Source organism: Pseudoalteromonas sp. SIMBA_162 (assembly GCF_046535955.1).
Classification (GTDB): Bacteria; Pseudomonadota; Gammaproteobacteria; order Enterobacterales; family Alteromonadaceae; genus Pseudoalteromonas; species Pseudoalteromonas marina.
Map to the genome: position 1 here is coordinate 1 of NZ_JAWJBQ010000218.1, position 298 is coordinate 298.

The following is a 298-nucleotide window of genomic DNA, read 5'->3' on the forward strand; positions in this document are numbered from 1 at the left end:
CACGCGTCTGGTCGCGGTCAACTCGATCAACTGGGCGCGCATCATGGCCCAGACCGTCTACTACGTGGCCGCCGGTGTGGCGCTGGGCGCTCCGGCGCGTCAGGTCAGCTTCACGGTGCCGTCGGCCAACTTCGGCAACATCTTTGCCGGCTATCTGGCCTCGCGCATGGGGCTGCCGGTCCGCCAGCTGGTGATCGCCACCAACGCCAACGACATCCTGCATCGCACCATCTCCTCCAATGACTTCTCGCGTCAGGAGCTGAAGGCGACGCTGGCACCGTCGATGGATATCGTGGTG

Annotated in this window: 1 pseudogene; it reads left to right on the forward strand. The window is 65.1% G+C overall.

From position 1 onward, the window contains the following. Positions 1 to 298: pseudogene (locus tag R0J88_RS19445) on the forward strand (threonine synthase); the annotation flags it as partial.